This window comes from Humibacillus sp. DSM 29435 (assembly GCF_001758225.1).
Classification (GTDB): domain Bacteria; phylum Actinomycetota; class Actinomycetes; order Actinomycetales; family Dermatophilaceae; genus DSM-29435.
In genome coordinates this window covers 41,482-60,584 of the sequence record NZ_MAST01000053.1, presented here as the reverse complement: position 1 = coordinate 60,584, position 19,103 = coordinate 41,482, and the positions used below count along the sequence as shown (strand labels likewise).

Sequence of the window (19,103 nt, the reverse complement as noted above, 5' to 3'; positions counted from 1 at the left end):
GATGCGGACCGGCTCAGGGCTGCTCGTCCCAGTTGGCCGCGTTCTTGCGGCTCGGCTGCACCCGAGGTGGCTCGCCGGTCATCTTGGGGAAGTCGGGTGGGAAGTTCTTCTCCGGCAGTCCCCGCTCGAGGTCGGCATCCCAGAGCGCCATGGCGGCGGAGAAGTCGCCCACGGCCGCTCCGATGCCGTGCCACGGGTCGCCATCCGCGGCATACCGGCCGGGCACCGAGCGCACGGTGAAGTCGGCGGGCACGATGTCGCGCACCTCCGACCAGGCCAACGGCGTCGACACCGGCGCGCCGGGCAGCGGCCGGGGGCTCCACGCTGACGCGATGGTGCGGTCGCGGTTGGCCTGGTTGAAGTCGACGAACACCTTGTCGCCGCGCTCCTCCTTCCACCACGCGGTGGTGACCAGCTCGGGCAGGCGGCGCTCGAGCTCGCGGGCGATGCCGATGACGCCGTGCCGCACGTCGAGGAACTCCCGTTCGGGCTCTATGCGGGAGTAGACGTGCAGGCCCCGGTTGCCCGAGGTCTTGACCCAGGCAGTGAGGCCGAGCTCGGTCATCAGCTCACGCAGCACCACCGCGGCCTCGACGACGTCGGCGAACGGACGCCCCGGCTGCGGGTCGAGGTCGATCCGCACCTCGTCGGGGTTGTCGAGCGAGTCATCGGCCACATCGGCCGTCGCGCTCTCACTGACCGACACCGGCCACGGGTGGAAGGTGATCGTGTTCATCTGGATCGCCCACACCGCCGTGGCCACCTCGTCGACGACGAGCTGGGGATGCCGACGACCCGAGGGATACGTGACGACGACCGTGCGCGCCCAGGCCGGCACCCCCCGCGGCGGGTTCTTGGAGTAGAACTCCTCCCCCTCGATGCCGGTCGGGAACCGCTGAAGGGTCACGGGGCGAGCCCCGAGGGCGCCGAGCAGGGCGGGCCCGACCGACACGGCGTACTCCGCGAGCTCGAGCTTGGTGATGCCGCAGTCGGGCCAGAGCACGCGAGCCGGGCTCGAGACCCGCACGTCACGGCTCCCGCCGTCAGGGGTGGGCACCTGGAGCACGGTCGCGTCGGCCATCCGCCCACCCTAGGTCGGGATCGGGTCTGATGGCGGCCACAAGGTTCTCGTAAGCCGGCTGGGGTCGGCGCCGGGCACAAACCGAGGCGGCTTCGCGTTGCCAACAACATGAGAGACAAGACCGCAGACCGCAAGACCCACGCCGTCGAGCGCACCGACGCGGAGTGGCGCGAGACTCTCACCCCGGAGGAGTACCGCGTGCTGCGCAAGGCCGGCACCGAAGCCCCCTACCGTGGTGAGTACACCGACACCAAGACCGAGGGCGTGTACTCGTGCCGGGCGTGCGCAGCCGAGCTGTTCCGCAGCGACACGAAGTTCGAGTCGCACTGCGGCTGGCCCTCCTTCTACTCCCCTCTCGCCGGTGACTCGGTGGAGTACATCGAGGACCGCGCCCTGGGCATGAAGCGGGTCGAGGTGCGCTGCGCCAACTGCGGCTCGCACCTCGGCCACGTCTTCGAGGGCGAGGGCTACGACACCCCGACCGACCAGCGCTTCTGCATCAACTCCATCTCGATGCGGCTCACCCCTGACGCGTCCTGACCGGCGCTGGGCGGCCAGCCGGATGGCACGGCCGACTCATGACAGATGTCGTGGGTCGGCTGTGCCGCGCCGACCTATGGTCACGTCATGGAGACCGAACAGACCAGAGTCAGCAGCACTGAGCGTGAGCGGGCCCTCGCAGACCTGTTGACGCACTTCGAGGCCGGGCGCCTGCACTCGTTCGAGTACGAGGACCGACGTGGCCGCGCCGGCGATGCCACCACCGCAGCCGAGCTGGACGCCCTCTTCAGTGACCTGCCGCAGGTGGATGTCGCACCCGGCGCAGACGTCTCGCCCGCTTCGCACGACCGGCACGCAGAGACCCCGGTCGCTCATCGTGGTGGCCGCTGCTCGAGCCACGGGGCCGCCTACTCCTGGGCGCCCCTGCTCGCCACCGCCCTGTTCTTCGTCACCAGCTCATGGGTGTGGTTCCTGATGATCCCCGCCGCTGGGTACATCGCCAGGTCAGGCCTGGGGTCTCGGCGCGAGAACCACAGGTTCACCTCATGAGCGACGACGCGCAGGTCCGCATCGGAACCGCCGAGCGCGAGCAGGCCCTGACGGCGCTGACCGAGCACCACACGGCCGGTCGCCTCGACGCCGATGAGTTCGAGGACCGCAGGGGCCGAGCCAACGACGCCATCACGCAAGGTGACCTCACGGCCCTGTTCGTCGACCTGCCAGGCGGCAGGCCGGCCTTCGGGTCCCCCTCCGGCCCATCAACAGGATCGACAGGCTCGACGGGTTCGACCGTCTCGGCACCGTCGCCGACCGGGTCGACTCCGGCGCCGATGAACCGCGCCGACAGAAGAGGCCAGCCGCGCGGAGATCGCACCGACGGCATCCGGGGAGGTCAGCAGAACCGGTGGCGCGGTGTGGTGGCGCTCTCGCCCTTCGTGGCCCTGGCCCTCTTCTTCATCACGAAGTCGTGGCTCTGGTTTCTGCTCGTGCCGGTGGCGGGGATCGTCGCGGGGACCTTCGGTCGCGACGACGACTGAGCCGCGCAGGCGAGCTCAGCGCAGGCGCGCGACGAGTGCGCCGGCCTCGACCTTGGGCCCGGTGTAGAAGGGAATCTCGGTGCGTACGTGCAGACGGGCGCGTGAGGCACGCAGGTCGCGCATGAGGTCGACGATGCGATGCAGCTCGTCGGCCTCGAAGGCCAGCATCCACTCGTAGTCGCCCAGGGCGAACGAGGCGATCGTGTTGGCGCGCACGTCGGGGTAGTCACGGGCCATCTGCCCATGCTCACGCAGCAGGTCGCGGCGTTCCTTGTCCTCGAGCAGGTACCAGTCGTACGACCTGACGAAGGGGTAGACGCAGATGTACTTGCGAGCGTTCTCGTCGGCCATGAACGCGGGGATGTGGCTCTTGTTGAACTCGGCCGGGCGATGCAGCGCTGCCGAGCTCCAGACCGGGCGCAGGTGCGCACCGAACTCGGTGCGGAGCAGCCCGTGGTAGGCATCCTGGAGCGACTCGATCGTCTCGGCGTGCCACCAGACCATGAAGTCGGCGTCACCGCGCAAGCCACCCACGTCGTAGAGCCCGCGCACCACGACCCCGCTGTCGGAGACCTCCCCGAGGAAGGCCTCGAACTCGCTCGTGAGCTTCTCGCGGTCATCGCCCAGCGGCTGGTCGACGGCGAAGACCGACCACATGCAGTAGCGGATCGTGTCGTTGATCTCACGCATCTGTGACGGGGTCAGCTTCTCGCTCATGGCCCCATCATCCCAAGTCGGTCGAACACTTCGTGACGCGGGTGCCCGTGCGGGGTTCTTCAGCCGGCGAGGTGGGCCAGCACCTCGCGCGCCGCAGCGCGGCCCGAGCCGATACAGGCCGGGATGCCGACCCCGTCGTAGGCGGCCCCGCACGTGGCCACCCCGGCCGCCGGGGCCCGGGCCGCCTCGATCCGCGAACGGTGGCCGACGGTGTACTGGGGCAGGCCGCCGCCCCAGCGCTGCACGTGGGTGTCGACAGGAACCGGAAGCGGCCCACCGAGCACGGTGGCCAGGTCGCGTAGCGCGAGGTCGACGAGATCGGCATCGGGTCGTTGCAACGTCGCCACCTCACCGAACCGGCCCACGGAGGCCCGCAGGAACGTCGTGTCGGGATGGGCGCGGGCCAGCCAGGGCCACTTGAGCGAGCTGAAGGTCGCTGCCTTGATGGTGAGCGCCTCGGTCGGGGGCACGAGGAACCCACTGCCCTCGAGCACGTCAGGAGCCGGCCCGGCGAGCGCGATCGTCACGATGGCCATCGACGCGTAGTCGACAGTCGCCAGGGATGCTGCGGCCGCGGGCGCCACGTCGGCCAGCAGCCGGGCCGTGGGCGCGGCCGGGGTGGCCAGCACCACGGCGTCGAACACCTCGTCGACGGCATCCGTCGTGGGTCCCGTGGTGAGTACCCAGGCGCCGGCGCCATCAGGTCGCAGGGCGCGGGCCGTCGTGCTGGTGCGCACCTGCACCCCGCGGTGCCCGAGCGCATCGGCGAGCAGGGCCGGCAGGGTGCCGAGCCCACCCACCAGGGAGGCGAACACCGGGGTGGCGTTCTCGGCGGCCGCCGCCGCGACCCGACCGGCCAGCTCGACGATGGAGCGACCCTCGCGGGCAGCGGCGAACATGGCCGGCACCGCCACCTCGAGAGAGATGGCCCGGGAGTGACCCGCGTACACGCCGGCCAGCAGGGGCTCGACGAGCTTGTCGGTCACGGCTCGCCCGAGCCGCCCATCGACGAAGTCACCCACCGCAACATCCGCGTCGGTTCGCGAGATCTTCTCTGCCGCAGCCCGATCCACCTCACCATCGGTGAGCAGGCCTCGGAGGGCTTCGATGTCTGACGGCACCCCCATCAGTGTTCCGCGCGGCAGAGGCCAGCGGCGACCACCCGACACGATCGCCGCGCCCACGGCAGCCGGGTGCGTCACACGGTCGTCGAGGCGCAGCTCGCCGACCAGAGCCAGGGCCTCCGGTCGCCGGGCCAGCATCGACTCGGCTCCGACGTCGATGGCCACCCCGGCCACCGTGTCGAGACGAAGCTTGCCCCCGACCGTGTCAGCGGCCTCGAACACCGAGACCATGAGGTCGGCGGGGCCTGCGGGGTCGTTGACCAGCTGCCACGCCGCGGCCAACCCGCTGATCCCCGCTCCGACGACCGCGACCTTCCTGCCCATGGAGCCACTCTCCCATCCGGCCCCTGCAACGATCCCGGCGACCTGGGTGTCTTCACCAGCATCCCCCTCGCAGCGACCACGCCGCAGCGCCGGAACCCGAAACAGGACGGTCACCATGACGACGATCAGCCACTGGAACGACATCTCGCCGGCTCGCCGCCGCACCGCCCGGCTGGTGCTCGCGGTGGCCGCGGTGCTCATCCTGCTCGCCTCGGTGCCCGTAGGCCTTCGTGTGCTCGGCGGAGGGTCGTCCAGCTCGAGCTCGACCTCTGCCTCAGCCGGAGCGGGCGGGTCGGCCGACGAGAGTGCCGCCAGGTCGGCACTCTCGTCGGCCGACGTGGCCGCGGCGGCACCCGTGGCGGGGGGCGTTCCCGGCGCGGCGTCGGCAGCAGCCTCGCCGGTCGTCACACCGAAGCTGGCCCGCAGCGCCTGGCTGGGCCTCGAGGTCGCCGACCTCAGCGCCTCGAGCGCACAGGCGCGTTCGGTGGCAGCGGGAGCCGGCGGCGCGGTGACCTACGAGAACGTGGTGACCGGCACCGGACCCGACGGGAACACAAACGGGTCGCCGTCACGTGCCGAGGGACCGAGCCAAGCGACCCCCGAAGGCGTCGACCTCGCCCCGGTCGGGGTGGACCAGGCCCGGCTCACCCTCAGCGTTCCCGCACCCAAGCTCGACGGGGTGCTGGCCGACCTGTCCCGGCTCGGGACCGTCTCGTACCGCTCTTCGCAGACCCAGGACGTGACCGACACCTACGTCGACACTCAGGCCCGCATCGCTCCGGCCAAGGCCAGCGTGGCGCGCGTGCAGGCCCTGCTCGCGGACGCCACCGACCTCAAGCAGGTCGTGCTGATCGAGAGCGAGCTGAGCAAGCGGCAGTCCGACCTCGACTCGCTCACCCAGAGACTTGCCCAGCTCGACCAGCAGACCACCATGTCGGACGTCACCGTCACCCTCTGGACCGACGCGACGGCCCCAGCGGCATCCGACAACGGCTTCGCTGTCGACCTGAGAAAGGCCTGGGACGGGCTGCTGGGCTCGGTCACCGTCATTGTCGCCGGTGTAGCCACCCTGCTGCCGTGGCTCGTCGTGCTCGGTCTGATCGCCTGGGTCGGGCTGCGTCTGCTGCGCCGCCATTCCCCAGCAGCCGTATCCGACGTGGCCCAGGCGGCCCACGTAGCCCCGACGCCTGACCCGAGCGCCACCGACCCGACGCAACACACCGGGGAGTCGTCAACCACCGGCAGCTGCAGTCGGGCATGGTTGTCGACTACCAGGTGTGTTGCGGAGGCGCGGGGGTGGGTCGGTCAACGGGGGTGGGCGTCATCGGCCCACCCTGCGCCGAACGAGGTTGCCCAGGTCGCGCACCTCTCGAACGTGCAGCAGGTGCGCCACGAGCAGGTACACGACGACCAGCACGAGCCCGACGAGGCCGATCTCGACGGCGCTGGCGAACATCCGTTCGACGATGGGCGTATTCGCGTTGATCGCGTCGGTCGTGAAGGGGGCCACCACCGACGAGGTGCCCCAGGCGAGAACGCCCGCCACCGCCGCCGCCACACCGATACGGGCGACAGTGTCGAACACCGAGACGAGGCCGAGACCGCCGATGCGCCGTCGCAGGATCGACAGCCCGACGCCTGAGCTGACGACATTGCCGATCGTCTGTCCGAACGCCATCACGGCGATGGCCCAGACGGGCGCGATGACCAGCGTGACGACCGCCGCGGCCGCGCTGATGCCGGTGAGCAACACCTGCATGAGCACGGTGGGGCGCCCGTCTTCGAGGGCGAAGAAGATGCGGTAGCAGAGCAGGTCGATGCCGAAGGGGATGAGGCCGAGGATCATGATGACGAGCACGGCGGCTGCCACGTCGACCGACCTCGGGTCGATGCCGGGGTTGAGCAAGGAGACGACCGGGTGGGCGAGCACCATCACTCCCACCATCACGGGCAGGTTGGCGACGAGTGGCATCACCAACCCGGTCCGGAAGTCACGCCGCAGCCCCGGGAGGTCGCCCTCGGCGGCCGCCCGGGAGAAGCGTGGGAACAGCGCCGTGATCACCGACACCGTGATGAAGGCGTGCGGCAGCATGAAGAGGGTGAACGCCACAGCGGAGACCGCAGGCCCCCTCACCACTTCGGCCAGGCCGAGTCCCTTGCCCACGCTCGTGGCGTGGTTGAGCGCCCCCTGGCTGATGAAGAAGCCGAGCTGCGAGATGGCGAGGCCGGCAAAGGCCCAGAGCGCGAGGCGGCTCACGCCACCCAGCCCGACGCCTCGCACGCCCCACCGCGGCCGGTAACGGAAGCCGGTGCCACGCAGGGCCGGCACGAGCCAGAGTGCCTGAACGACGACCGAGAGGGTGGCTGAGCCGGCGAACAGCCAGATCATCGGACCGGTCCACTCCGACGGGTCGCGGTCGCGCGGCATCCCGTTGGGGTCGAACAGTGCCGGTTTCGGAAAGAGCACGATGAACAGCAGGAGACCGGCCACGGCGACGACGTTGGCCATGAAGGGCGCCCAGGCGAAGGCGCCGAACCGCCCACGGGCGTTGAGGATCTGTCCCAGCAGGGCGAACAGCCCGTAGAAGAAGATCTGCGGGAGGCAGACGAGCGAGAAGGCGACGGCCAGGGCGGTGAAGTCGGGTGAGGAGTTGGAGGCGAGCAGCCAGACGAAACCGCCGGCACCGGCCATGACGGCCACGGTGATGAGCGCCATCCCGGTCAACGCGAGGGTGATGACGCGGTCGGTGAACTCCTGCCCGCCGTCTTCGAGCTTCATCGCCCGCGCCAGCGACGGGATGAGCACAGCGTTGAGGATGCCGCCGGCCGCCAGCACGTAGAGCACGTTCGGCAGCGTGTTGGCGATCGTGAACGCGTCACCCGCGAACTTCGTGCCGATGATCGCGGTGATGAGGCCGTTACGCACCACGCCGAGCACTCGGGAGGCCACCGACCCACCGAACATGGTCAGGCTGGAGCGGGCGACGGACGGGGCCGCGATGGTGGCGGTCATCAGCGCGCAGAGACCTCGTGCACCAGCTCGGTGACCCTGGTGAGCACGTCGGCGTCGACCTCGGGAAGCACGCCGTGACCGAGGTTGAAGATGTGGCCGGGCGCGCGGCGGCCCTCCTCGACGATCTCACGTACCCGTCGCTCGAGAGCCGGCCACGGTGCGAAGAGCAGGGCGGGGTCGAGGTTTCCCTGCACTGCGAACTCAGGCCCGAGGCGCCGGGTCGCGTCGGTCAGCGACACCCGGTAGTCGACACCCACGACCTCGGCCCCAGCCGCACCCATCAGGTCGAGCAGCTCGCCCGTGCCCACCCCGAAGTGGATGCGGGGAACGTCGAGGTCGGCGACCGCGGCGAGGGCGGCGGTGGAGTGACGCTGCACGTGCTCTACGTAGTCGGCGCGCGACAGGGCGCCGACCCAGGAGTCGAACAGCTGCACGACGCTCGCCCCCGCCTCGGCCTGCACGCGCAGGTACTCCCCCGAGATCTGGGCGAGCCGTTCGCACAGGGCTGCCCACAGCTGGGGGTCGCCGTGCATCAGCGCCTTGGTCTTGACGTGGTTCTTGGAGGGACCGCCCTCGACGAGATAGGAGGCCAACGTGAAGGGAGCCCCGGCGAAGCCGATGAGCGGAGTCGCGCCGAGCTCGTCGACCAGCATTCGCACGGCCTCGGTCACGTACGGCACGTGGTCGGGGGTCAGCTCGGGAAGGCGATCGAGATCTCGAACAGAACGGATCGGGTCTGCGACGACAGGACCGACCCCTGGCACGATGTCGAGGTCGATGCCGACAGCCTTGAGGGGAACGACGATGTCGCTGAAGAAGATGGCGGCATCCACCCCGTGTCGTCGCACAGGCTGGAGGGTGATCTCGGTGACGAGGTCAGGGCGCATGCACGACTCGAGCATCGGCACGCCTTCACGAACCCGGCGGTACTCGGGCAGGGAGCGCCCGGCCTGACGCATGAACCACACCGGGGTTCGCGAGACCGGCTCACGGCGCGCCGCTCTCACCACGTCACTCGCTCTGGTGGCTCTGGCGGTGGAGGGCTGGGTGGGGATCGGCACCGGCCAATCGTGCCACGATGCCACTGGTCCGACTAACGATCAGCGCCTCCGTCGAGGACACACCCAGGACGGTCCGTGCTTCAACCGTGCCGTCGACCGCGCCGTCGACTGCGGGATGGCGAAGCGTCACCACAGGCCGACAACCGGGCCGAGGTGGGCCCGCCGCGCCGACCGACCCGCGAGTACTGGTCGGCGCGCCCTGAGGACAGATCGGCTCCCCCCGGCTTATCGTCGTTGGGTGCACACGAGAACGTTGCCGGGCAACCACGGCGCAGTGTTCGCCCGAGCGCTGTCGTCGTTGCGTGACGTTCGGATGCGGGCGGAGGTTCGCCTCACGGAGGTGCCGGCGCCGACGCGCATCGCGCCGTACGCTGCGGCCCTGACGGCTGACGTCATCGACCCCACCGATCCCGAGGAGGATCTCGCGACCGGGCGCTTCGTGCTGCTCCACGACCCGGCCGCCCCCGAGACGTGGGACGGGTGCTGGCGCATCGTCACCTTCGCCCGTGCCGAGCTCGAGCCCGAGCTGGGCGCCGACCCGATGCTCGGTGCCGTCGGCTGGTCGTGGTTGACCGACTCCCTCGCGGACCGCGACCTGAGATGGACCGCCGAGGCCGGCACCGTGACCCGGGTGGTGTCTGAGAGCTTCGCCGGGCTCGCTGACCGCGAGGCGAGCGTCGAGATGGAGATCCGCGCCTCGTGGACCCCCGCCAGCGGCGCGGTGGCCGACCATCTGCGTGCGTGGGGCGACATGCTCTGCACGGTGGCCGGCATCCCGCCGCTGCCCGACGGAGTCGTCCCCCTGCCCGGGCAGCGCCGGTGACGGAGACCTCGCCGACGACCGATCCGGGTGATGACACCGCGCCCGAGCAGCCGGAGCCCAGCGAGCCCCTCCCCCAGCTCACTCTGCTGACGGCGCCTCGCGACGGGGTGCCTGAGGTCACCGCGACGGAACGGGGCCTGATGCGGGCGGCCGAAGCCATCGCGTCGGGCACCGGCCCGGTGAGCATCGACGCCGAGCGGGCATCCGGCTACCGGTACGGGCAACGCGCCTACCTCGTGCAGCTGCGGCGACGTGGGTCGGGGAGCTGGCTCATCGACCCGATGGGCTGCCCCGACCTGTCCCCGCTCGGCGAGGCCATCGGCGAGGAGGAGTGGATCCTGCACGCCGCCACCCAGGACCTCCCCTGCCTCAGCGAGATCGGCCTGCATCCCAGGTCGCTGTTCGACACCGAGCTGGGCGGACGTCTCGCCGGTCGACCGCGCGTGGGCCTCGGCGCGATGGTCGAGCACTACCTCGGTCTGTCGCTCGCCAAGGAGCACTCGGCGGCAGACTGGTCGACCAGGCCCCTGCCCGAGCCGTGGCTGCGCTACGCCGCTCTCGACGTCGAGGTGCTGGGCGAGCTGCGCGATGCGGTGGCGGACGACCTCGCCGCGCAGGGCAAAGGCGCCTGGGCCGCCGAGGAGTTCGCGAGCCTGCTCGACTTCACCGGCCCCGAGCCCCGGGTCGATCCCTGGCGCCGCACCTCCGGCATGCACAAGGTGAGGGGGCGGCGCGGACTGGCGATCGTGCGCGAGCTCTGGTTCGCTCGCGACCGGCTGGCCCAGCAGCGAGACACCTCACCGGGCCGCATCCTGCCCGACGGGGCCATCAGCGAGCTGGCGATCGCGCACCAACGCGCCACCCGGCCACCGACGACCCTCACGTCGCAGGACCCCCGCATGGCACGGTCCATCCGGCGAAACCACGACAGCCTCGTCGACGCCATCGCCATCGCCCTCGCCCTCCCCGAGGCGGAGCTGCCACCGCTCACGTTGCCTCCCACCGGCCCGCCGCCGGTCAAGTCGTGGGCCGACCGTGACCCCGTGGCTGCGGCACGCATGACACGGGCCCGCGAGCTGCTGCTTGCAGTGTCCGACGAGCTGGCCGTTCCGGTCGAGAACCTGCTGACGCCTGACCTGCTGCGCCGCCTCCTGTGGAACCGTGGCGACAGCCCGTCGACCGACGAGGTGCGAGCGGCCCTTCTGGCGCTCGGAGCGCGACAGTGGCAGACCACGATCACGGCCCCGCTGATCGCGCTCGCTTGCCGTGAGAACCCGTCACCGAACGCCTGAGCTCGGCTCGGCTCGGCTCGGTTTCGGTGACCGAACGCGTGACGGTGATCACCTCCGCACCCGTTTGGGTAGAAAGTTACCGAGGAGTAGGATCCGGATGTCGGCTCTGGCCGACCCTTGACCCCGCCTGAACCAGGAGACCATCGTGCCCCGCCAGCTCAATGAGGTCGTCTTCGTCGACGGCATCCGCACGCCGTTCGGAAAGGCCGGGGCGAAAGGCATGTACGCCCAGACCAGGGCCGATGACCTCGTCGTCAAGTGCATCCGGGAACTGCTCCGGCGCCACCCCGAGCTGCCGAAGGAGCGCGTCGAGGAGGTCGCCATCGCCGCAACGACCCAGATCGGTGACCAGGGCCTGACGCTCGGACGCACGGCCGCCCTGCTTGCGGGACTGCCGAACACGACACCGGGCTACTCCATCGACCGGATGTGTGCGGGCGCGATGACGGCCGTCACCAGCACGGCATCCTCGATCGCCTTCGGCGCCTGCGACATCGCGATCGCCGGTGGCGTGGAGCACATGGGTCGTCACCCGATGGGCGAGGGCGTCGACCCCAACCCGCGGATCGTGGCCGAGCGGATCGTCGACCCTGACGCGCTCGTCATGGGCAAGACGGCCGAGAACCTGCACGACCGCTTTCCGCAGCTGACCAAGCAGCGCGCCGACGCCTTCGCGGTGGGCAGCCAGAACAAGCTGGCGAGGGCCTACGCCGAGGGCCACATCCAACCTGACCTGGTGGCCGTCGCCACGCGCCACGACGAGCTCGGCTTCGGTCTCGCAACCGTCGACGAGCCACCCCGGCCAGGCACGACGGTCGATGACCTCAGTGCGCTCAAGACACCGTTCCGGGCGCACGGCAACGTGACCGCCGGAAACGCCGCTGGGCTCAACGACGGCGCCACCGCGTGCCTGCTCGCGTCAGAGCAGGTGGCCGGCGAGCTCGGCCTCCCGGTGCGGATGAGGCTCGTGTCGTTCGCGTTCGTCGGAGTGGAGCCCGAGGTGATGGGCGTCGGACCGGTGCCGGCCACTGAGAAGGCGCTCGCCAAGGCCGGGCTGGCCATCGACGACATCGGGCTCTTCGAGCTCAACGAGGCGTTCGCCGTGCAGGTGCTCGCCTTTCTCGACCACTTCGGCCTCGCCGACGACGACCCGCGGGTCAACGAGTACGGCGGGGCCATCGCCGTCGGTCACCCGCTCGCCAGCTCTGGTGTGCGGCTGATGACCCAGCTGGCCCGGCAGTTCGAGTCACACCCCGAGGTGCGCTACGGGCTCACGGCAATGTGCATCGGCATCGGCATGGGCGGAGCCGTGATCTGGGAGAACCCGCATCACCCCGACTACGTATCGAGCACGGCAGCCACTGCGGGCCAGAAGGAGATCGACCAGTGACCCCCATGACCGAGGCCATCGTGCCCGCATCCCAGCCCACATCCCAGCCCACATCCCAGCCCACAGCCCAGCCCACAGCCGAGTTCGCCGGCGAGGTCGTCACCCACGCGCACGTGCGCGACGTCGAGCTGCCCCACGGCGCCGGCCGACTCGCCCTCGTCACGCTCGACAACGGCTTCGACCACACGCGACCGAACACCTTCGGGCCCGCCTCGATCGCCGAGCTCTCGAGCGCCGTCAACGGCCTGCGAGCCCGGGCCGCGGCCGGTGAGATCGTGGCCGTGGGCGTCACGGGCAAGCCGTTCATCTTCGCCGTGGGCGCCGACCTCACCGGGGTGTCGCACATCGTCGCGCGCGACCAGGCGCTGCAGATCGCGCGGGCCGGCCACGCCGCCTTCGCCGACTTCGCCGACCTCCCCGTGCCGACCTTCGCGTTCGTCAACGGCGCTGCCATGGGCGGCGGGGTCGAGCTCGCGCTCTCGGCCGACTACCGCACCATCAGCAAGGGAGTGCCGGCGGTCGCCCTGCCCGAGGTGTTCCTCGGGCTCGTGCCCGGGTGGGGCGGGTGCTGGATGCTGCCCAACCTCGTCGGCGTCGAGCGCGCGCTGACGATGATCATCGACAACCCGCTGAGCCAGAACCGCATGATGAGCGGCTCGGCCGCGTACCGTCTGGGGCTGGCCGACGCCATCTTCGAGCCGGCCGACTTTCTCGAGGAGTCACTCGCGTGGGCGGCCGCCGTCGTAGCCGGTGAGACCACCGTCGAACGCCCCGAGGTCGACCGCGACGAGCGGCTGTGGGCGACAGCCGTCACCAAGGCCACGGCCCTGGCCGACGCCAAGACCGGACGTCAGGCCAGAAGCCCCTACGCGGCGCTCGACCTGGTCAGCGCCGCTCGCACCGCGACCCGCGAGGAGGGCTTCGCGGCCGAGAACGAGGTGCTCGCCGACCTGCTGATGAGCGACGAGCTGCGGGCCGGGCTCTACGCCTTCGACCTCATGCAGAAGCGGGCCAGGCGCCCGGCGGGAGCGCCCGACAAGGCCCTGGCCCGCCCGGTCACCAAGGTCGGCATCGTCGGGGCCGGTCTGATGGCCAGCCAGCTGGCGCTGCTCTTCGTGCAGCGTCTTCAGGTGCCCGTCGTGCTCACCGACATCGACGACGGGCGCGTGGCCAGGGGCGTCGGCTACGTTCACGCCGAGCTCGACAAGCTCGCCGGCAAGGGCCGGCTGAGCCCTGACAGACTCAGGCGCTACCGGGCCCTCGTCACCGGCTCCACGAACAAGGACGGCTTCGCCGACGCCGACTTCGTGATCGAGGCAGTCTTCGAGCAGATGTCGGTCAAACAACAGGTCTTCGCCGAGGTGGAGAAGGTGGTGGGCCCCAATTGTGTGCTCGCCACGAACACCTCGAGCCTGTCGATCGCCGAGATGGCCTCGAAGCTCACCCACCCGGAGCGCGTCGTGGGCTTCCACTTCTTCAACCCGGTCGCCGTCATGCCGCTGCTCGAGATCATCCCCGGTGAACGCACCGACGATGCCACCCTCGCGACCGCGTTCGCCGTGGGCAAGGCGCTGAAGAAGACCTGCATCAGGGCCGCTGACCGCCCGTCGTTCATCGTCAACCGGCTCCTGGGCCGGTTCATGGGCGAGGCCGCCAGGGTGGTCGACGAGGGCACCCCCATCGACGTCGTCGACCGCGCCTTCGCCGGCCTGGCCCCGATGCCACCCTTCGTGCTCATCGGGCTCGTCGGACCGGCGATCGCCCTGCACAACGGCGAGACGCTGGTGGCGGCTTTTCCCGACCGGTTCTACGCCTCGCCCACCCTGCAGCGCATCGTCGCGGCCGGCAAGCCCGGCTTCTACGACCTCAGCTCGGGTCGCCCGGTGCTCGACCCCGAGGTCGCCGAGATGATCGAGACTCCCGCCGACCCCGTGGTGCTCGGGGCCGATGCCGTTCGCGACCGGGTACTGACGGTGCTGGCCGACGAGGCGCGGCGGATGCTCGACGAGGGGGTGGCGCAGGCACCGATGGACATCGACCTGGCCATGATCACCGGGGCGGGATTCTCCTTCTGGAACGGGGGCATCACTCCCCTGCTCGACCGCACGGGTGTCGCCGTGGCGGTCACCGGCCGCAGGTTCCTGCCCGAGGGTGTCGCCAACGTGGCGAATGCAGCGACGACCAGCACGAGTCGCTGAGCCGGGTTCGCGTGTTCGAGTGGTGGTTCGAGAAGGTCAGGTGCCCTCCAGGCGGGCTGAACGGCATCCACGCTTCTCATCATTCTTGCCGCCTTCATTGAAGGTCACATTTGAGGGGTATCTCATATATGAGTTAGAGTCTCGGGCGTGACTCCGTCTTATCTGACCCGCATCGGCAGCCTCATCCGCGACGCCCGCCGCCACAAGGGGCTGACCCAGACCGACCTGGCCGAGCTGCTCGCCACCTCCCAGAGCGCGGTGGCCCGCATCGAACAGGGCCGTCAGAACCTCAGCCTCGACACGCTGGCCAAGATCGGCGACGCCCTCGATAGCGAGTTCGTCTCGCTCGGGCACTCGGGTCCGCAGCACCTTCGCATCGTCGGTGGCACCCGCCTCAGCGGCTCGATCGACGTCAAGACCTCCAAGAACGCCGCCGTAGCGCTGCTCTGCGCCTCGCTGCTCAACCGGGGCCGCACGACCCTTCGCAACCTCGCCCGCATCGAGGAGGTCAACCGCATCCTCGAGGTGCTCGCCTCGATCGGCGTCAAGACGCGATGGCTGCCCGACAGCAGTGACCTCGAGATCACTCCTCCGGCTCGGCTCAACCTCAGCGACATCGACGTCGAGGCGGCCCGCCGCACCCGCACGGTGATCATGTTCCTCGGCCCGCTGCTGCACGAACTGGAGGAGTTCCAGCTTCCCTACGCCGGCGGCTGTGACCTCGGCACCCGCACCGTCGAGCCGCACCTGAGCGCCTTGCGCTCCTTCGGGCTCGAGGTCACGGCCACCCACGGCTTCTACGACGCCCGGTCCGACCGCTCGGTGGGCCCGACCCGACCGATCGTGCTGACCGAGCGCGGAGACACGGTGACCGAGAACGTCATCATGGCCGCGGCCCGGTACGAGGGCGTCACCGTGATCCGCAACGCCTCGCCCAACTACATGGTGCAAGACCTGTGCTTCTTTCTCGAGAAGCTCGGCGTGCAGATCGAGGGCATCGGCAGCACGACCCTGACGGTGCACGGCCGACGTGAGATCGACGTCGACGTCGAGTACTCCCCCAGCGAAGACCCCATCGAGGCGATGAGCCTGATCGCCGCCGCCGTCGTCACCGACTCCGAGATCACCATCCGCCGGGTGCCGATCGAGTTCATCGAGATCGAGCTGGCGACCCTCGACGGCATGGGCATGAAGTATGAGCTCACCGAGGAGTACCGGTCGGCCAACGGCCAGACCCGACTCGTCGACCTGACCACCATCGCCGGACCCCTCCGCGCTCCGACCGACAAGATCCACCCGATGCCCTTCCCCGGGCTCAACATCGACAACCTGCCGTTCTTCGCGCTCATCGGCGCCGTGGCCGAGGGCAGCACGATGATCCACGACTGGGTCTACGAGAACCGGGCCATCTACCTCACCGAGCTGACCAAGGTGGGCGCCCGCGTGCAGCTGCTCGACCCGCACCGTGTCATCGTCGAGGGCCCGACGAAGTGGCGGGCCGCCGAGGTGGTCTGCCCGCCGGCCCTGCGCCCGGCCGTCGTGGTGCTGCTGGCCATGCTGGCTGCGCCGGGCACGTCGGTGCTGCGTAACGTCTACGTGATCAACCGGGGCTACGAAGACCTCGCCGAGCGGCTCAACCGTCTCGGCGCGACCATCGAGGTCTTCCGCGACATCTGACCGGCCGATCTCTGTGGGCGGTTGACTCGACTCAGCGCCGGTCGGAAACGACCCACGACGCGATGCCGCTCGCGGCTGCGACTGTGAGCACCGCGGGCCAGCCGCCGATCTTCTTCGCGAGCACGTGCGAGGCGCCGAAACCTCCGAGGTAGAGGGCTGCCAGCCCGGCGGCGCCGGGTACGCCGGCCTTGGCGAGCCAGCTGCGACCGGCATACAGCCCGGCCACGCCGAGCACGACCCCACCCAGCGGGCGGATGCCGCTCTCCCGTGCCACGACGTAGCCGCCGACGAGACCGAGGGCGGCGATCGGGGCGGTGGTCACGTCGTGGGCATCTCTTGGCTGCATGTCACCGATGGTAGGCCGGAGACCTGCGCCCCCTCACCTGGGTGGGGCGGCGAGCCGGATCAGAGCCGCCGCTCGAGGTCGGTCACGATGTGCTCGGCCGTGAGCCCGAGCTGCTCGAGCAGCTGACCCCGCGACGCGTGCTCGAGAAACTGCTTCGGGATGCCGTAGGGGTGCACCGGAACGGACACGCCCGCTGTGTGCAGCGCGAGGCCGACTGCCGCCCCGATCCCGCCGCTCACCAGGTTGTCCTCGATGACGGCGACGGCGCCCGCGGCACCCGCCAGCGCCACCACGTCGTCGTTGACCGGAAGCACCCAGCGCGGGTCGATGACCCGCACCGTGCGGCCCATGGCGGCGATCTTCTCGCCGGCCTCGACGGCGAGACCGGCAAAGGCCCCCACCCCGATGACCAGCAGGTCGACGTCGGCGTCTGCGTTCTCGAACAGCACATCGACCTCGCCGTGGCGACGAACCGCCAGCAAGGGGTCGGCCACGTCACCCTTCGGGAAGCGGATCACGGTGGGGCCGTCGGTGACGTCGATCGCCTCGCGCAGGGCCGCCCGCACCTGGTCACCGTCGCGGGGAGCAGCGAGACGGAGGCCGGGCACGATCGAGGTCAGCGTCATGTCCCACATGCCGTTGTGCGAGGCGCCGTCACTGCCGGTCAGCCCGGCCCGGTCGAGGATGAAGGTCACCCCGGCGTGGTGCAGGGCGCAGTCCATCAGCAGCTGGTCGAAGGCCCGGTTGAGAAAGGTGGCGTACACGGCGACGACCGGGTGCAACCCCGCGTAGGCCAGGCCTGAGGCCATCGTCACCGCATGTTGCTCGGCGATGCCCACGTCGAACACCCGGTCGGGGTGAGCCGCGGCAAAACCGTCGAGCCCGACCGGGATCATCATCGCGGCCGTGATGGCCACGACGTCGGGCCGGTCGCGGCCGATCGCGACCATCTCCTCGTTGAACTCGTCGGTCCAGATGCGACCGCTCACCTCGAACGGCAGGCCCGTCTCGGGGTTGATCTTGCCCACGCTGTGGAACTGGTCGGCGGCATCGTCGATGGCCGGCTGGTAGCCGCGCCCCTTCTGGGTGATGACGTGCACGATGACGGGGCCGCCGAACTCCTTCGCCTGGCGCAGCGCCTTCTCCAGGGTCTCCTCGTCGTGACCGTCGACGGGCCCGACGTACTTCAGGCCCAGATCCTCGAACATCCCCTGCGGGGCCATGATGTCCTTGAGGCCCTTCTTGACCCCGTGGAGCGTCTCGAACATGGCGCCGCCGACGACCGGAGTGCGCTCGAGAGAGCGCTTGCCCCAGTCGAGGAACCGTTCGTAGCTGCGGGTGGTGCGCATGGTGGCGAGGTGCTCGGCGAGGGCGCCGATCGTCGGGGCGTACGAACGCTCGTTGTCGTTGACGACGATCACGAGCGGCAGGGTGCGGTCGACCGCGATGTTGTTGATGGCCTCCCACGCCATGCCACCGGTGAGGGCACCGTCACCGATGACGGCGACGGTGTGCCGGTCGTTCTCGCCGCGCAGCCGTCGACCCTTGGCAATGCCGTCGGCCCACGACAGCGAGGTCGACGCGTGCGAGTTCTCGACGACGTCGTGCCTCGACTCGGCTCGGCTCGGGTAGCCCGAGAGACCTCCCCGCTTCTTCAGCTGGGCGAAGTTCTGGCGACCGGTGAGCAGCTTGTGCACGTAGGACTGGTGACCGGTGTCGAACACGATGGCGTCGCGCGGCGAGTCGAAGACCCGGTGGAGGGCGATGGTGAGCTCGACGACGCCGAGGTTGGGCCCGAGGTGTCCCCCGGTCTTCGACACCTCCGACACCAGGAACGAGCGGATCTCCTCGGCGAGCCGGGGTAGCTGCTCGGCGGGCAGCGCTTTGAGCCGAGCGGGGCTCGTGATGGTCTCGAGCAGGCTCACGCTTGCGTCGTCCTCTCCAGTGGGTTGCCCAACCGAGTCTACGGGTCGGCGCGTGAGCCGGTCGGACGGTCGGCCGGTGACCTTCATCGCCCTCAGGGGTGGCCGGGGCGCTCGATGCGCGGATGCCGTACGCGCCGGCTGACCCGCACGGTGGCCCCGCAGGCCTGCGGGCTTCACAGGCGCGGGGCGAACACCTTTCCCTGCAGCGCCTCATGGAGCAGCCTCGTCGATCGTGACGCCGCGAGCAGCCGAATCCCCTCGGCCTCGATCTGCAGCAGGATCTCGGTCAGCGCCTCCGGCGGAACGTGGGGTCCGATCGCCACGCGCGCCTCGCGCCAGGCTTCCCGCATCGCGGTGACCTGGCCCTCGAGGTGGCGCCCCGTCAGCCAGGCGAGGGCGATCGGATGCTTGCGCCACCCGTCGTAGGCGCGGTAGTCGGGCGGACACTGGTCGAGCAGCCAGAGCACCGCACGGGCCTCCCAGCCCGGTGTCTGCGCAGGCGGCACCCCGACGGGCCATCCGGGAGGAGTGTGGGCGGCCATGCCCCCAGTGTGCCCCGGTGGTGGGTCAACGCCCCGACGGGTGGGGGTGGCG

The 19,103-nt window shown here is 70.2% G+C and carries 16 protein-coding genes and 1 pseudogene; 9 read left to right on the top strand and 8 right to left on the bottom strand.

Annotation, left to right across the window (positions count from 1 at the left end; all coding sequences use genetic code 11):
* Window positions 1-13: 13 nt before the first annotated feature.
* On the bottom strand, window positions 14-1,081 hold the full coding sequence (gene ligD / locus BA895_RS21360) for a non-homologous end-joining DNA ligase (RefSeq protein WP_070193907.1): 1,068 nt from the start codon (window positions 1,079-1,081) through the stop codon (window positions 14-16).
* Between the two features lie 108 nt (window positions 1,082-1,189).
* Here ligD and msrB point away from each other — a divergent pair, with 108 nt between their 5' ends.
* The 3 genes from msrB to BA895_RS21345 all read left to right on the top strand — a co-directional run bounded on the left by msrB (window position 1,190) and on the right by BA895_RS21345 (window position 2,619).
* Entirely contained in the window at window positions 1,190-1,621 is a 432-nt protein-coding gene (msrB, locus tag BA895_RS21355) for a peptide-methionine (R)-S-oxide reductase MsrB (protein WP_070193906.1), read from the top strand.
* 87 nt (window positions 1,622-1,708) lie between these two features.
* Entirely contained in the window at window positions 1,709-2,131 is a 423-nt protein-coding gene (locus tag BA895_RS21350) for a DUF1707 domain-containing protein (RefSeq protein WP_070194039.1), read from the top strand.
* Window positions 2,128-2,619: a DUF1707 domain-containing protein gene (locus BA895_RS21345; protein ID WP_070193905.1), complete on the top strand. Its 492-nt coding sequence runs from the start codon at window positions 2,128-2,130 to the stop codon at window positions 2,617-2,619. The genes BA895_RS21350 and BA895_RS21345 overlap by 4 nt, the downstream gene beginning before the upstream one ends.
* Window positions 2,620-2,634: 15 nt before the next feature.
* Here BA895_RS21345 and hemQ read toward each other — a convergent pair whose 3' ends face one another.
* Together hemQ and hemG are read right to left on the bottom strand one after the other, a co-directional pair.
* Complete coding sequence (hemQ, locus tag BA895_RS21340; protein WP_070193904.1) at window positions 2,635-3,336, bottom strand: hydrogen peroxide-dependent heme synthase; 702 nt, start codon at window positions 3,334-3,336, stop codon at window positions 2,635-2,637.
* 59 nt (window positions 3,337-3,395) lie between these two features.
* Window positions 3,396-4,784, bottom strand: a complete 1,389-nt coding sequence (hemG, locus tag BA895_RS21335; RefSeq protein ID WP_070194038.1) for a protoporphyrinogen oxidase — start codon at window positions 4,782-4,784, stop codon at window positions 3,396-3,398.
* Here hemG and BA895_RS24660 point away from each other — a divergent pair.
* Window positions 4,690-5,886: pseudogene (locus BA895_RS24660) on the top strand (DUF4349 domain-containing protein); the annotation flags it as partial. The gene hemG and the pseudogene BA895_RS24660 sit on opposite strands and share 95 nt — an antisense overlap.
* A 219-nt stretch (window positions 5,887-6,105) precedes the next feature.
* On the opposite strand, the gene murJ reads toward BA895_RS24660, so the two are convergent.
* Window positions 6,106-7,797, bottom strand: a complete 1,692-nt coding sequence (gene murJ / locus BA895_RS21325) for a murein biosynthesis integral membrane protein MurJ (protein ID WP_070193902.1) — start codon at window positions 7,795-7,797, stop codon at window positions 6,106-6,108.
* Window positions 7,797-8,858: a uroporphyrinogen decarboxylase gene (gene hemE, locus BA895_RS21320; RefSeq protein WP_083283633.1), complete on the bottom strand. Its 1,062-nt coding sequence runs from the start codon at window positions 8,856-8,858 to the stop codon at window positions 7,797-7,799. Before hemE ends, murJ begins: the two co-directional genes overlap by 1 nt.
* Before the next feature lie 238 nt (window positions 8,859-9,096).
* On the opposite strand from hemE, the gene BA895_RS21315 reads away from it, so the two are divergent.
* From BA895_RS21315 to BA895_RS21295, 5 genes are all read left to right on the top strand, one after another.
* Window positions 9,097-9,681: a DUF3000 domain-containing protein gene (locus tag BA895_RS21315; protein ID WP_070193901.1), complete on the top strand. Its 585-nt coding sequence runs from the start codon at window positions 9,097-9,099 to the stop codon at window positions 9,679-9,681.
* A complete protein-coding gene (locus BA895_RS21310; RefSeq protein WP_070193900.1) occupies window positions 9,678-10,973 on the top strand; it encodes an HRDC domain-containing protein in 1,296 nt (431 codons plus the stop codon). Before BA895_RS21315 ends, BA895_RS21310 begins: the two co-directional genes overlap by 4 nt.
* Before the next feature lie 145 nt (window positions 10,974-11,118).
* Complete coding sequence (locus tag BA895_RS21305; RefSeq protein ID WP_070193899.1) at window positions 11,119-12,363, top strand: thiolase family protein; 1,245 nt, start codon at window positions 11,119-11,121, stop codon at window positions 12,361-12,363.
* Between the two features lie 5 nt (window positions 12,364-12,368).
* A complete protein-coding gene (locus tag BA895_RS21300; RefSeq protein ID WP_083283632.1) occupies window positions 12,369-14,561 on the top strand; it encodes a 3-hydroxyacyl-CoA dehydrogenase NAD-binding domain-containing protein in 2,193 nt (730 codons plus the stop codon).
* A gap of 147 nt (window positions 14,562-14,708) precedes the next feature.
* Entirely contained in the window at window positions 14,709-16,238 is a 1,530-nt protein-coding gene (locus tag BA895_RS21295; protein ID WP_070193898.1) for a UDP-N-acetylglucosamine 1-carboxyvinyltransferase, read from the top strand.
* A gap of 31 nt (window positions 16,239-16,269) precedes the next feature.
* Here the strand turns inward: BA895_RS21295 and BA895_RS21290 are convergent, their stop codons facing one another.
* From BA895_RS21290 to BA895_RS21280, 3 genes are all read right to left on the bottom strand, one after another.
* A complete protein-coding gene (locus BA895_RS21290; protein WP_070193897.1) occupies window positions 16,270-16,584 on the bottom strand; it encodes a hypothetical protein in 315 nt (104 codons plus the stop codon).
* 59 nt (window positions 16,585-16,643) lie between these two features.
* Window positions 16,644-18,509 carry a 1-deoxy-D-xylulose-5-phosphate synthase gene (gene dxs / locus BA895_RS21285; RefSeq protein WP_070194035.1) on the bottom strand — a complete coding sequence of 622 codons (1,866 nt, stop codon included), beginning with the start codon at window positions 18,507-18,509 and terminating at the stop codon, window positions 16,644-16,646.
* 173 nt (window positions 18,510-18,682) lie between these two features.
* A complete protein-coding gene (locus tag BA895_RS21280) occupies window positions 18,683-19,051 on the bottom strand; it encodes a hypothetical protein (RefSeq protein ID WP_070193896.1) in 369 nt (122 codons plus the stop codon).
* Window positions 19,052-19,103: the final 52 nt, after the last annotated feature.